The organism is Pseudomonas sp. WC2401 (genome assembly GCF_041200115.1).
In the GTDB taxonomy this organism is placed as follows: Bacteria; Pseudomonadota; Gammaproteobacteria; order Pseudomonadales; family Pseudomonadaceae; genus Aquipseudomonas; species Aquipseudomonas fragi.
The window spans coordinates 4,621,843-4,635,619 of record NZ_CP165623.1 but is presented as its reverse complement, the minus strand read 5'-3'; the positions used below and the strand labels follow the sequence as shown (position 1 = coordinate 4,635,619).

Annotated in this window: 13 protein-coding genes; 12 read left to right on the top strand and 1 reads right to left on the bottom strand. The window is 60.8% G+C overall.

Annotation, left to right across the window (positions count from 1 at the left end; genetic code table 11):
- Positions 1-3 precede the first annotated feature (3 nt).
- Genes AB3G35_RS21230 through AB3G35_RS21175 form a run of 12 tightly spaced genes read left to right on the top strand, consistent with a single transcriptional unit; the run spans position 4 to position 12,864 of the window.
- Positions 4-1,983 carry a phage tail tape measure protein gene (locus AB3G35_RS21230; protein WP_369782079.1) on the top strand — a complete coding sequence of 660 codons (1,980 nt, stop codon included), beginning with the start codon at positions 4-6 and terminating at the stop codon, positions 1,981-1,983.
- Positions 1,983-2,300: a DUF2590 family protein gene (locus tag AB3G35_RS21225; RefSeq protein WP_106117242.1), complete on the top strand. Its 318-nt coding sequence runs from the start codon at positions 1,983-1,985 to the stop codon at positions 2,298-2,300. Before AB3G35_RS21230 ends, AB3G35_RS21225 begins: the two co-directional genes overlap by 1 nt.
- The gene (locus tag AB3G35_RS21220; protein ID WP_369782078.1) at positions 2,297-3,472 is read left to right on the top strand and encodes a baseplate J/gp47 family protein; all 1,176 of its coding nucleotides are present in this window, start codon (positions 2,297-2,299) and stop codon (positions 3,470-3,472) included. The genes AB3G35_RS21225 and AB3G35_RS21220 overlap by 4 nt, the downstream gene beginning before the upstream one ends.
- A complete protein-coding gene (locus AB3G35_RS21215) occupies positions 3,465-4,082 on the top strand; it encodes a phage tail protein (RefSeq protein ID WP_369782077.1) in 618 nt (205 codons plus the stop codon). The genes AB3G35_RS21220 and AB3G35_RS21215 overlap by 8 nt, the downstream gene beginning before the upstream one ends.
- Before the next feature lie 2 nt (positions 4,083-4,084).
- Positions 4,085-4,606, top strand: a complete 522-nt coding sequence (locus tag AB3G35_RS21210) for a hypothetical protein (RefSeq protein WP_369782076.1) — start codon at positions 4,085-4,087, stop codon at positions 4,604-4,606.
- Positions 4,599-7,433, top strand: coding sequence for a phage tail protein (locus tag AB3G35_RS21205; RefSeq protein ID WP_369782074.1), 2,835 nt, complete (start codon positions 4,599-4,601; stop codon positions 7,431-7,433). Before AB3G35_RS21210 ends, AB3G35_RS21205 begins: the two co-directional genes overlap by 8 nt.
- 21 nt (positions 7,434-7,454) lie before the next feature.
- Positions 7,455-9,041 carry a phage tail protein gene (locus AB3G35_RS21200; RefSeq protein WP_369782073.1) on the top strand — a complete coding sequence of 529 codons (1,587 nt, stop codon included), beginning with the start codon at positions 7,455-7,457 and terminating at the stop codon, positions 9,039-9,041.
- Positions 9,042-9,049: 8 nt separating this feature from the next.
- Positions 9,050-9,760 carry a phage tail protein gene (locus AB3G35_RS21195; RefSeq protein ID WP_369782072.1) on the top strand — a complete coding sequence of 237 codons (711 nt, stop codon included), beginning with the start codon at positions 9,050-9,052 and terminating at the stop codon, positions 9,758-9,760.
- Positions 9,757-10,680, top strand: a complete 924-nt coding sequence (locus AB3G35_RS21190) for a hypothetical protein (RefSeq protein ID WP_369782071.1) — start codon at positions 9,757-9,759, stop codon at positions 10,678-10,680. The genes AB3G35_RS21195 and AB3G35_RS21190 overlap by 4 nt, the downstream gene beginning before the upstream one ends.
- Positions 10,677-11,210 (top strand): DNA-binding protein, encoded by a 534-nt coding sequence (locus AB3G35_RS21185; RefSeq protein WP_369782069.1) that lies wholly within the window; start codon positions 10,677-10,679, stop codon positions 11,208-11,210. The genes AB3G35_RS21190 and AB3G35_RS21185 overlap by 4 nt, the downstream gene beginning before the upstream one ends.
- A gap of 5 nt (positions 11,211-11,215) precedes the next feature.
- Positions 11,216-11,908, top strand: coding sequence for a hypothetical protein (locus tag AB3G35_RS21180; protein WP_369782068.1), 693 nt, complete (start codon positions 11,216-11,218; stop codon positions 11,906-11,908).
- Positions 11,893-12,864, top strand: a complete 972-nt coding sequence (locus AB3G35_RS21175; protein ID WP_369782067.1) for a hypothetical protein — start codon at positions 11,893-11,895, stop codon at positions 12,862-12,864. Before AB3G35_RS21180 ends, AB3G35_RS21175 begins: the two co-directional genes overlap by 16 nt.
- Before the next feature lie 50 nt (positions 12,865-12,914).
- Here AB3G35_RS21175 and AB3G35_RS21170 read toward each other — a convergent pair whose 3' ends face one another.
- Positions 12,915-13,409 carry a DUF4760 domain-containing protein gene (locus AB3G35_RS21170; protein ID WP_369782066.1) on the bottom strand — a complete coding sequence of 165 codons (495 nt, stop codon included), beginning with the start codon at positions 13,407-13,409 and terminating at the stop codon, positions 12,915-12,917.
- Positions 13,410-13,777 lie beyond the last annotated feature (368 nt).

Genomic DNA, 13,777 nt, shown 5'->3' with positions numbered 1-13,777 from the left:
AACATGGCAGATCGCAGCGCAAAGCTGGCCTTTATTTTGAGCCTGACCGACAAGATCACCGCGCCATTGGGCAAGGTGAAAACCAGCTTTTCGGACTTGGCAGAACAGGGCCAAAACAACATCAAGACCATGGGCCTTGGGCTTGGGGGATTGGTGGGCGCGGGTGTTGCGATCAGCCAGTCCCTGGAACCGGCGCTGGAGATGAACCGAGCCCTGGGCGAAGTCCGATCGCTTGGCGTGGCCGAAGACGCACTGGACGCGCTCAACCGCAAGTCGCTGGAATTCTCCGTGGCCTACGGGGCGAACGCCCGGGACTTTGTCGCCTCGGCGTACAGCATTGAGGGCGCAATCAAGGGCCTGAGCGGCAGCCAGCTGGCCACCTTTACCAACACCAGCAACCTGTTGGCCAAGGCCACCAAAACCGACGCCGAAACCATGGGCGCCTATGTGGGCACCATGTACAACCTGTTCAAAGACCAGGCCGATGCCATGGGCAAAAGCCAGTGGGTTGAGAAAATGGGCGGGCAGACGGCCCTGGCGGTGCAGCTGTTCCGCACCGACGGCGCCCAGCTCAAGGATGCCTTTAAGGAAGTCGGTGCGATCGCTACCACGGCGGGTGTCGACCTGGCCGAGCAATTCGCGGTTATTGGTTCGCTGAGCAGCACCATGGAAGGCGGCGACGCCGGGGGCATGTACAAGGCCCTGTTTGAAAACATCGGCGGCGCCTCGGAAAAGCTCGGGATGAAGTTCACCGACCAGAACGGCAAGTTGATCCCGATGCTCGACATCCTGGACAAGTTGCAGGGCAAGTTTGGCGACCTGACCAGCGCGGCCAGTGGCACAGCGCTGGTCGATGCGTTCGGCGGCGAAGGTGCCCGGGTGATCGGTGCGCTGGCCAAGGACACCGGGCGTCTGCGTAATGGCCTGGATCAACTGGGCAAGGTGCGCGGGCTGGAAAGCGCCGAGAAGATGGCCCAGGCCATGGTCGACCCGTGGCAGCAGTTCGGCGCCGCTGTGCAGGCTTTGCGCATTGCCTTCGGCCAGGCACTGATCCCGATTCTGGGGCCGCTGATGGCCAGGTTGACCGGTGTGGCGCAAACCCTGACACGTTGGTCGCAGTTGTTCCCCAACATCACCCGGGTGGTCAGCATCACCGCGCTGACCATTCTTGGCATCACGGCGGCAATGTCGGCGTTAACGCTGGCCGTTGGTATCGCGAAAATGGTCTGGCTGGGGATGATTACAGTCTGGAAGGTGCTCACCTGGACGGGCTACCGCAGCATTGCCATGTTTCTGTTTCACACGGCCATGGCCACCGCGTTTGTGGTCAGCCTGGTGGCCATGGTCGCGTGGATGGGCATCGTTCGCGGCGCCATGCTGCTGTGGCAAGGCGCGATCTGGCTGGTCAACACGGCCCTGCTGGCCAACCCCGTGATCTGGGTCGTGGTCGGGATTGTCGCGCTGGTCGCTGCCGTGGTTGCTGCAGCCTATTACTGGGACGAGTGGACGTCTGCGCTACTCAACAGCGCAGCGTTCAAGTGGGTCAGCGACCAGCTGCAGGGCCTGAGTGACTGGTTTAGCTCGATGGGCGGCTGGTCTGGCATGGCCAGGGCCGCGTGGGACGGGATCACCAACATCTTTAAAAACGCCATCAACGGCCTGATCGAGATGTTGAACAAGATCCCCGGCGTGAAGATCGATGCGGCCTTTGGGGCCTTGCCAGAAATGCCCGGTACCGAGATGGCCATGACTGCCGCCGACCAGGCGGGACGTGGCGAAAAACTCCAGCAGTCGCTCAATTCGTCCTTGCCCAGCCTGTCGCCAACCCGGGCCAGCGCGGTGCCCCAGGGCGGCTTTCTGAAGAGCATCCAGAACAACCAGACCCAGAACAAAGGCACCCATGTGGAGAAAGTCGAAATCCACAACAGCAAGCCGATGGGTGCCCTGGAGCTGGAAAGCATGCTCGGCATGGCGGTGGGCTGATGGCGCTTTATATCGATCTGCTGATCACTGACAACGACCTGACTTTAGATCCTTCCAACCAGCCCGTGCTGATCGATGACCGGGGCAGCATCGCCCAGGACATCGCCCACATGATCCGCGAAAGCGGGCTGTTGGTCAGGTTGGTGGCTGAGCGTGACCGCTTTCAGCGCGCCGACTGTATCCAGCAAATGGAGCTGATCGTGGAGGACGACCGGCGCCTGGTGCCTGGGACGGCGCGGATCATCGACCAGAAAGACGGGCAGTACCTGGTGACTGCCCAAACCGTTGAATTCGGCATTATCAAGGTGGCTGTGTGAGCGAAATAGATTTTAAACAGGCGCTGGCAGATGCTGGCATCCCGACCACCGAGGCCAAGTTGCGTCAGGCATGGGAAGCCGAAGTGGCCGCCCAGGGCAGCAAGCTAAGCAACAGCAGTGCCTGGTCGCCTTTCTGGCGGGTGATTACGGCGCTGGTGACCACGCCGGTGATGTGGCTGATCGAGTTCATTGCAGGCACCGTGCTGCCGAACTTCTTTGTGAAAACCGCCAAGGGGGCCTGGCTGGACACCTTGGCCTGGGCCGTGAATGTCACCCGCAAAGCCTCGACCAAAGCCGAAGGCGTGTTGCTGTTCACCCGCGTCAGCAGCGCCGGGGTGCTGGAAGTGCCCGCAGGCACTCGCGTGCAGTCCGTGTCGATCAACGGCAACGTGTACGAGTTGTTGACCACGGCCTTGGCGTCATTCGCGGACGGTGAGTTTCAGGTCAAGGTGCCCGCCCGGGCCAAGGAGGCGGGGAGCGGTTTCAACCTTGCACCTGGTTACTACTCGATCCTGCCCGAGCCGGTGCCAGGGGTGATCCTGGCGGTCAATGCAGACAACTGGCTAAGCCAGCCCGGGGCCGATGTGGAGGCCGACGACGACCTGCGCCTGCGCGTGCGCAACCAGTTCTCGGCGGTGAACCAGTGGCACACCGACGCGGTATATCGCGCCATGATCGCCGTGTTTCCCGGTGTGCAGGCCGACGGTGTGTACTTTGAGCACAACGCCCCGCGTGGCCCGGGCAGTGCCAATGCCTACCTGCTGTTTGAAGCCGACACCCCGGCAGCCAGTTACCTGGCCAGAATCAACGACTACATCCGCGATTCCGGCAACCACGGCCACGGTGACGACCTGCTGGTCTTTGAAATGCCCGCCACCCACCACAGGGTGAAAGTCGGGATCTGGCCCAAAGCCGAACTGGGAGATGAACGTTACGCCGCCCTGGTGCGTGACGTAGAGCTGTTTATCCGCGCTGCCTTTCGCGAGAGCACGGCCAGCGACTATCAGCCGACCCTGACCTACCCACAGTCGCGGTTTTCTTTCAGCCGCCTGGGCGAAGAACTCCACCTGCAGTTCCCGGGCATCGACTCGCTGCAGTTTGAAAACATCGACATCGTGTCAGAGCTGACCATCCCTCGGCTGGCCGGGGTTGAGGTGGCGATCAATGCTTAAGCTGCGTTTGCCCTTCTGGCTGGACGGCCCCGAGCTGGCCAAGCTCAAGGCTGCCGCCCAGTCCTGGTGGGAAAAGGTCGAGGGATGGATGCGCTGGCCGCTGCTGCAGCTGGACGCCGAAACCTGCCACCTGAGCGTGCTGGACATGCTCGCCTGGCAGCGGGACATCACACGCTTTCGCACTGAAAAGGAGGCGCTGTATCGATCCCGGGTCAAGTACGCCTTTATCAACGCGGTGGACGGCGGCTCCACGGCGGGCCTGAAAAGGATCTTTGAGCGCCTGGGCGTGGGCTATGTGGAAATTATCGAGCGACAGCCAGACCGTGACTGGGACGTGATCGAGCTGCGCCTTTCTGAATCCCAACTGAGCAAGAATCCCGAGCTGTTGCGCGTGATCGCCCAGCAGTACGGGCGCACTTGCCGTCGTTATGAGTTCGTCAACTTCTCACCGCTGACCCTGCAGATGCAGACCGTGGAATTCAACGACGACCAGCAAACCTTCGGCGCCTCGATCCTGGCCGAGGAACAGACCCAACTCGACGAACTGAACCGCAGCGTGGCCCGGGCGTACTACTTCACCCACGTTGAACTGCCTGAATATCTGGGATAACCATGAGCGAATTGTCCGATCTACAAGCCGCCGAAATCGCCAAGCTGCAAGCCCTGGGCAAGGCGTGGCACCACTTCCACCACGGGGCCAGCGATGAGCTGGTACCGACCGACGCGGGCAATATTCCGACCTTGTCAGGGCTGGCCAAGGTGATTTTCGACACCATGGGCGGCGTGTTGCTGCCGGTGCTGGAAACCGTCAATGCTGCAGGCCCGGCTGTCGCCCTGGACATTGATCCGCTGCGCCGGGTATCGGCGTTCGACATCACGCTGACAGCCCCTGAATGCGCGCTGTCGTTGCTCAATGCACAGGTGCCGGCCGGTTATTCGCGGGCGATCACCCTGACCCTGAGACAGGGCAGCGGCGCCAACAAAGTGCAGTGGCCATCGAACGTAGTGTGGGCCTACAACCGCCAACCGGTGCTGTCGTATGTGCCCGGGGCGTATGACCTGGTCACGTTGGTGTATGACCCGATTGCGCACAATTGGCGCGGGATGGTCGACGGGGGCTGGTTCAATGTTTAGCACCGCACTCGACAGCCGCCCCCTGGTCGGCAGCCGCAACCCGGGCGTGGCCAATGCGCTGTCGATGATCGAGGGCCATCACCGGTTTCTGCTGGCCAATACCGGCGACACCGCCGACGCCACGCTGCAGCACTTTGTGCAGAACAACCAGGGGGTTCTGGCGAACAACCGGCACTTTATTGCCCATTCGCAAATGGAGTACCAGCCCAACGGGGACGGCACCACCGAGGGCCAGTCCTTGCACATCATTGGCTATGCCTATGCGTACCTGGCCACCGGCAAGCCCGAGTATCTGGCAGCGGCGCGCAAACACTGGGATGCGTACCTCACGTATTTCTACGCTGGCCAGCCCATCCCGGACACGCCGTCGCGCTGGATCTCCAACTGGATTGTGAACGCCAAGGAACCGGTGCTGGCCAACTGGCCGATCGATCCGATCAACCCGACCCAGAGCGGCTTTAAAGGCGTGCCCTTCGAGTTTGTCGACGGCTTTACCCGCATCCCGCACGGTGCGCCGCACTGGGGCGAGTACCTGGACAAGGCTACCTTTGCCTTTGAAGGGGATCTGGCCTGGAACGCGATTAATGCGTCCGTAAAAGCCCGTAAAGAGGATGGTTCGACCGACTGGAGCGCCGACGGCAAACAGTACGATGTGGACTGGATCATCGTCTGGACGGGGCAAAAGATCGATTCCAACGGTGACGTGCTATCCACCGGCCATGATGCGGCCGAGTTTGGCGCCGTCCAGCTCAAGGACTCCACGCTGCAGGGCGAGTACCCATTCAATTACGCCACCCGCCAGCCGGTGGAGTTCGGCGGGCAGTACATCCCGCGCAACGCAGTGCAGCACAACCGCCCGTTGCATGTGCCGTTGCTGGGCAGCGTCAACCAGATGGGCAATGCGGCCGACGGGGAAGAATGGTTCGCGGACGCCTGCTACCTACTGTGGAAAATCACCGGTGAGGCGCCCTACAAAAAGGCACTGGATGCGTGCCTGTTCACGGCCCACGAATACACGCAGATCGACTCCCTGGATAAGTTCTTTCGCCAGTCCGTGGCAGCCACAACACCGTTTACTGACGGCATTTCCTACGACTTTGTGTATCCCAAGACTGCGCAATCCATGTACGGACGCGATACGTCGGGGTTTATCACTGCCCAATTCGATCGAGCGGCCAGCTTGTCCCTTGAGCAGCAATCGGTCTGGTTTCGTCTCGACCAACAGTCAGGGTTTTTGACCACCTTTGGCGGTGTCGGCGTGGATGGCGCACCCGTCGAAGCCCGGGTGGAAGTGCTGATGAGCAACGACAAGATCGATGCGAACGGCAAAAAGTGGGGGTTTGCGCTGCCGCTGTCGACCCGCCTGGAGCCGATCGCCTACGACGTGCCCCTGGGCAGCCTTTATCAACTGGTGCGGGATGACGGCTCGGCCTACATCACCGCCGATGCGTCCGCCGTGACCGATTACGGCGGCCTGACCATCACCCAGCACTACGACACCACGGTGCTGGGCAACCGCCGGGCGAACACCATCACCGCGTTTTTTCCGGACGATGACGCCGGTTTTATCGTCGGCAACTGGACGAGCGACAGCGGACGCGCGCCGATCAATTCGATCACCTACAAATCCAATGGCGAGACAGACCTACGGATCGAGGACGCGAACGGCTGGCGGTGGTATTGGGTGCTTGAGAACACCCAGGACGCTTGGGTCAGCAAAACCCTGCTGCCCGGTGACCTGGTGCTGTCCGGCTATCAGCCCAACCATTCCGACGATCCAGACCCCGCAGCACCGGTTTATAGCGACATTGACCAGTTCACGGTGATCCTTGAAAACGGCTCGGACAAGGACATCAGCTGGACGTATGCCTACGTCAACGACGTGCCGCCGCTGTACACCCTGGACGACGGCTACAGCCTCAATTACCGGTTGACCCTGACCTGTGCCGAGGCATTCAACGCCAAAGTGGGTGACTGCACGGTGACCGGCTTTCGCGACGACTCGCTGGCCTACACCCCGGGCGTGATCCCGTTTTCCAACATCTACGAGGAAGGGTCAGACCAGATCGGCGCCTGGCACGGCATGCCATACCCGGGCTACCAATACCCGTTTGTCTACTGCCTGGAGCCGGAGAAGTACGCCCGGCATCTGGGCAACATGATCGACTTCCTGCACGACTCCCAACAGTGGTACGCCGCCAAGTTCGGCCAGCTCGGCCCGGGTGCGAGCGCCTACGTCTGGAACCGCTGGGACAACTTCAAGTACGGCACGCCGGACACCTTCACCATGAATCACTGGGGTGACGGCACCGCCTGGTCGGGTTACCAGCCGCGGGCGTTCCAGGGCGCATGCCGTGCCTGGCAGCAGTTGGTCGAGGACGGCAAACCAGTACCGGAAAAGTTGAAGGCGTATGTCGGCAACTGGATCAACTGGCTGGGCGAGTTTGTCCGCCTGCACCACGGCGTGCTGCCCACCGACTTTCCAATGACCAGCGTTCCGCAGCCAGTGCCTGACGACTTCACCGGGCATATGACCGGCCTGTGGCTGTCCGGCGCCTGCATGGCTGCCATGGCGGGCTGTGAGCACCCGCAGCTGAACACGTTGATCGAAGCCTGTGTGACCGAGCTGCAAACCAATTATGTGGTGACGCCTGTTCCGGGCCAGCCCATGAACGGCTGCTGGAGCCCGGCAGTACGCCTTGGCACGGTCAACGGCATGTTCTTCGGCTTCTGGGCCGGGGAGATCCTGCGCGGCCTGGGGATGTACGTCCTGCTTAAACAACTGGGGCCGGGCGCAAGCATTTTCGAACGCCACCCGAACGCTTAAAAATTCTGAACAGGTAGACGCATGTCTTCAAACATCACGATTGCCGGTGAAAACCTTATCGCGCAAAAGCATGGCGAACAGAAAGGGCTGGAGGTCAGCCGCTTTGTGTTCGCACTTATCCCGGGCCTGAACCCTGACAGCGAGGTCGACCGCGCCTCAGTCCTGCCGCCTGCAGCGCAAATCGTCCACACGGCCCCCGTTCAGCGATCGGGCTACGTGACCCCCAACCAAGTGGTTTACAGCGTGATGCTGGGTTCCGATGTGGGGGATTGGAACTTCAACTGGGTAGGGCTGCAGACGGCAGAAAACGTGCTGCTGGCCGTGGCGTATGTGCCGGTGCAGGAAAAGCGCAAGAGCCGACCGCCGTACCAGGTGGGTAACAACCTGACCCGCAACTTTATGGTGGCGTTCAGCGGCGCCATGGCCATGACCGGGATCACGATCGACGCCAGTACCTGGCAGCACGATTTTACTGTGCGCCTGGGCGGCATCGATGAGCGCGAGCGCCTGACCAATCGCGACCTGTTTGGTCGGTCGTGCTTTTTCGGCAGCGGCCTGCAGTTGGTCAAAACAGGTAACGGCTACCAGCTCAAGCCGGGGATTGCCTACGTCGAGGGCATCCGCGTTGTGCAGCCTGAACCGACCATCATCAACGTGGCCAACGTGCCGTCTAAAGCCTGGCTGGAGGTCGCTTTACAGCGCAAGGGCAGCGATATGGTCACCACCTGCCGGGTGGTGTTTGGCGCCAATCTGGTCGACAAAACCGACAGCGCCGGTGCCCGCCACTACTTCGTGCCGATCGCGGATCTGCCGAACTCCAACACCGTGACCGATCTGCGCCCGTTTCAGCCTGTCGACGTGGCCCTGATCGAGCACCTGGCCTTGCGCAATGGTGACTATGAGCAGCTGCGAGCCAGGGGCACGAAAAAAGAGGACGTGGGCCTTAGCGAGTTGCCCAACGCCAAAAGCGACGACCCGAAGACCAACAGCAGCGACATCCTGGCAACCACCAAAGCCCTGAATGCCCTGCGCAAGATCGTGGATGACTCGCTGACCGGGCTTGTCGGCAGCTTTGCGATGGCAGCAGCGCCGCCCGGCTGGCTGAAAGCCAATGGCGCCGCCGTATCCCGTACCACCTACGCGGGCCTGTTCCAGGTGATCGGCACCCGGTTCGGCGTTGGTGACGGGGTCAATACGTTCAACCTGCCAGACCCCCGGGGCCTGTTTACCCGGGCGTGGAGCGATGGTTCCAGCATGGATGCGGGCCGGGGCCTTGGCACCGTCCAGGAAGACGCGGGCAAGAGCCACACCCACACCGGCTCGGCTAGCGCGGGCGGCAGCCATGTACACGCCGCTTCAACCGATGTTCAAGGCAGCCACAGTCACGAGCTGAAAAAGTCCTGGGGCAGTAACAACACCCCAGGCGGCTGGGTCAGCCCGGCAAACGCGGGTAACTCCATGGCCAGCACTGAACCAGCGGGCGCCCACAGCCACACCGTCACCGTTGCCCCTGCCGGGGAGCACGGCCACATCATCACAATTGGCGCGACCGGTGGAGGCGAGACACGCCCCTGGAACATCGCCTTTCTTGCCTGCATCAAATATTGAGATCCGCCATGAAAGACAAAATCGTCTACCAGACCAACCGCCAGGGCATCTACATCGGCCTCACCACTGCAGATCCTTGCCCGCTTGAGGAAGGCGTCTGGCTGATCCCGGGCGGCTGCGTTGAGGTCGAACCGCCGCTGGTACTGGAACACAAAGCCGCGCACTGGAATGGCAAGGCTTGGGCGCTGATTGACAGCTATGCAGGCGCAACGGTCTACAGCAAGGAAACCGGCCACAGCCTGCTGATTGAAAGCCCGGGGCCATTGCCCAAGGGCTACACCGTCAAAGCGCCGAAGCCGCACCAGGTATGGAGCAAAAACCAGTGGATCGACGATGTGCCGGCACTGGCCAAACTGCGCTACGCCGACCAGCTGGACGCGGTCAATGCGGCCTGTGAACAAGCAATCACGGGCGGCTTTTACTGTGATGTCCTGGGCGAACCTCACCGCTACGACAGCACCCTGATTGACCAGGTCAACTTGACCAGTCAGGTGGTGCTGGGCAATGACGGGCACCTGGCCTGCCGCGATGCCCTGAGCGTCAAAGCCTACCGCGAGCACACCGCCGAGCAGCTGCACCTGGTCAGCACCTCGTTCAACCATCACCGGCTGACCTGCCAGCAAAAAGCCCTGTCGCTCAAAGACCAGTTGGATGCCGCGCTGACCGCCAACGACCTGTCCGCGATCGATGCGGCCAGCTGGGCAGCAGGCCAAGCATGAGCTGGGCGCCCGTCACCATGCGCTGGCCAGGCCAGTCGACCCAATGGCTGAGCCAGCTGACCACAGCCAAACAGATGGCCGGTACAGAGCTGGCCAGCACCGCGTCTCGACTGGAAGCGCTCAAGGGCATGGCCACCACCAGCCCGGGGCCGGTCGCGGAACTGGCAAAGCAGGGCATCGAGGCCGGGCGTTCGGCAATGGCTGACGCCCTGGGCGAAATCCCGGCGTGCCTGGTGGTGACACCGTTCCAGAGCGGAGTGGGTCAGGGCACCGGCTTACTGCGTGCGCTGGCCGCGCCGAACCTGCTGCAGCTGCTGAGCGCCAAACTCAAGGACAGCCACGACACCGGGCTGCCCACCGGCCAGCAATACGCCCTGGTGATCCTGTTCTTGGGCACGCGGTACGACCAGTTCGCCGCCACCCTGGCGCGTTTCAACGCCTTGCTGCCGTTCCCGGATCTGGAGCGCGCCCAGCGCCGTGCCCAACAGCTGTTCAAGCTGGAGGCGGAAAAGTGGGAACTGCCGTCTGCTGGTGCGCTGCCGCGTTGGGGGCAGATGCCCCTGGAGCGCTGCACCGTGACCAAAGCCGCAAGCCAGGCGTTATCCAGCCAACTGGCGGCGCTGGAGGGCTACGCCGCTGACAGCTCGCCCATGGCCGACTTGGCGGCACTGGCCGCACGCAAGGCCACTCAGGCCCAAGCCCACGACCGCAAGCTGGCCGAGCTGCAGCAGCTGCTGACCGGGAACGACGCTGAAACCACCATGCAATGCCGCCTCATCGGCCCGGGGAACGGCGCCGAGCTGAGCGCCCAACTGCTGGATGGCCAAGCCCCGGGCCACGAATGGGGAATCTGCGCTGGCATGGTGCTGGTGGGATCGCGCAAAGGGCTGAGCTTTGTACAGGAGATGATCGGTCTATGACGCTGCTACTCGATGGCGAACAAGTGCGCTGCAAAAACATGAAAGCCACGGCAAACCTGCGCATTGAAAGCGGGGATATGTCGGGCCAGACCAGCAACAGCGACACGGCCCACACCGGCTTCAAACCCAAAACCCTGACCTTTTCCGGGCTGATCCGGCATGCCGATGCGGACTGGTTGCGCACGCTGATGCGCCTGGCCGAGGCAACAGAGAGCGGTGGCCAACTCAAAACCTACCGCATCGTTCACGACACCGCCGCCGCGTTCGGCATGCGCCAGGTGCAATTCAGCGACGGGGTCAGCTCCAGGGAGCACGACACGCTGCAGGCTTGGCTGATCCAGTTCACGCTGACCGAAAAGCTGAGCAACCCCGAGCGGGTAGAAGGCCGTCGCACGAGCAACAGCGTGGCCAGCCAGTCGGCGCCCGGGCAAGGCGTTGCCGGTGAAAACGGCAGTGACCCGGAAAAGCCCGGGCAAGAGCTGACCGGCTTTGAGTCCGTACTGAAAAAAATTGATAACTGGATAGGCTGACCGCCATGAAACTGCACAAAGTGCTGACCATAGGCGGCACCGTATACCCGCTGGTCAAAGACGATGTCCGGCTGGAACTGCGCACCACGGGGCGAGCCTCGTTCACGGTGCAGGCTAAAGCCCCGTTAAAAGGATTGGTGACGCTGGACATTGGTTACAACGACAAGCCGCTGCAGCGGTTTTTCATTGGCTACGTCGAGCGCAGTACCAGCGTGAACGCCGTCGAGCAGGTGCTGTTCTGCCGTGAACTGGCTGCAATCCTGAGCCAGCCGCTGCCGCTGAACCTGCGTCACGTGGATCTGCGTGCCGTCCTGACCGCTATCAGCAACAAGACCGGGCTTACATTCCGCGTGCCTGACCAGCCTTATGCAAAGGTCAAAGCCCCGTTCTTTTACAACCTGGCCACCGGCATTCAAGCCATGGACAGCCTGGCCCGGGTTTTCAGCATCCCCGACCCGATCTGGCAGCAGCAGGGCGACGGCGAAGTCTTTGTGGGCAGTTGGGCTGACAGCTTTTTTGGTGCCCGGGAGCCGCTGCAGCTACCAATCGAACTGTTCGACGGCTACCAGGGCAACGAAAGCGCCATGGTCGCCGCCATGCCAGGCATTCGCCCTGGTGCAACCTTTAACCAGGCACAACGCATCGTTTCGGTGTCGCTGGCCGCGAATCAAATGGGTTTGAAGTGGAAGAAGCAATAAAGCGCGCAGTAGAACGTCAATTCCCTGAGCTGAGCGGCGGCTATCACCTGCCCAGATTCGCCCTGGTGCAAGGCGTGGCCGACGCCCCGGCCCAGTCCGGCATCTGCGACAACTTCCGGCCTCGGTACGCGGTCGACCTGCAGGTACTGGCCGAAGACGGCGAACCCGACCCCAACCTGCCGATTCTGGCCGGTGTACCGCTGCCCGTGCCAGTGGGCGGCGATGAGATGGGCTTTTTCGCCTTCCCGGCCGAAGGCACCATGGTCGTGGTCAACTTCGCCTACGGCATGCCCAGCAAGCCGTTCATTCAAACCATCTTGCCCCACGGCCTGAGCCTGCCCAAGGTGCCAAAAGGGGATCAAGTCTGGCAGCACAGCGAAACCGCACAGCAGCGCGTGGACGCCGACGGCAACTGGTCGCGGCAGACCGATGGCCGCATACAGGACTTTTCAGCCGACCGCGAAGTCCAGTCCCTGGACAACCAGGAGCACTATCAAAGCCACAGCCAAACCGTGGACGACCACTCAAAAGAGACAGTCGGCGGGGTCAAAACCATAGAAGCCCTGGGTGCCATGAAACTACTGTCAGGCGGATCAATGAGCGTGGCGGCTGTGGATGACTTGCACCAGGCCACGGGCCGCGACCTGAATCTGGTGGTTGGGGATAAGTACAACGCCACCGTGGGTGGCGATATGCAGGAGAATATCCATGGGCTGCGTAAAAGCGTGGCCGGGATCAGCCAGAGACTAAAGGCACCCAAAACGTGGATAGGGTCGGAGGAGGTTAACGTATTGCAGGTGTTGGGCGACACGCTCGATCTGCTCGAACAGATAGCCAGCCAGATAGCGAGCCACGTCCATGGCTCCAGCCCAGTACCGGCCACAGCCGCGGTATTCACCGCCGACGCCGCGAAAACAGCGCTACTGTCTACAGAGCTTCGGGCGATCACGCTATAAAGAAAAAGGACGCCAATAGACGCCCTCCTGCATTTTCTTGGGAAGAGAAATCAACCTTTCAAAGGCTTATCTTTCCATTTCAATGCAAGCTTTTCGAAGTCTTTGTAGAAGGTGTTTTTCCCGGTCTTGTGCCGTACAGCGTCAATAAAAGGTTTCGATTTTTGATAGAGGTCGACGACGTTTGTACGATTCGCCTGGCGAAGCATTTCTTCGTGGTAAATGCCTTCGTTGATCCCAACGCAGACCCTTTCCCAGTGGTTGAGAACGTACTTCACCGCCACCGCTGCCTCAGAGTTCTCTTGCGCGGCCTGCAAAAGATCTTTAATCGACCCATTTGGATCATGCATTGCAACCACATGCTGTGTCCCCAAGCGCAACTGATCATCCATTCGGCATCCGAATAGGAGATCTGCAGTCTGTTTTTTCTTGGCTATGGACTGAACCTTGACAACAGAGACAATGGCAGTAAGCACACCGCTCATGAGGAGTAGGTTACGAAACGCCTCAGAGGCAAGCACTGTGGTCAGCGTGGTGCAAATATCCATACTTTTATTTTACCCATAAAAAATGGAGACCTTACGGTCTCCATTTCGAAATCTGTTAGTGGATTTAGAAGCCTTCGTACTCTTCACGTGCCTGTACGTAGTAGTCATTCATACTGATCCCTCATTGGTCATATGCTTAGTGAAACGGCGTGCTTTATAAGGCACAGCCTTAGGTTAGTCAACCTAGAACACTTGGCTTTGGTCAAGAGTCTCATCCCTGAACCAATGCCTCGCTTACATGTAGACGGCTTACCGAAGCCTTAGTTCCTAAGGTAGATCGGATCCCCCCTCTACATGGCTTAAAGCTATCGCGAGGCCACTGAATCGTCAATGCCTCTGAGTGAATAGTGCTTATAGGTAAATGCCAT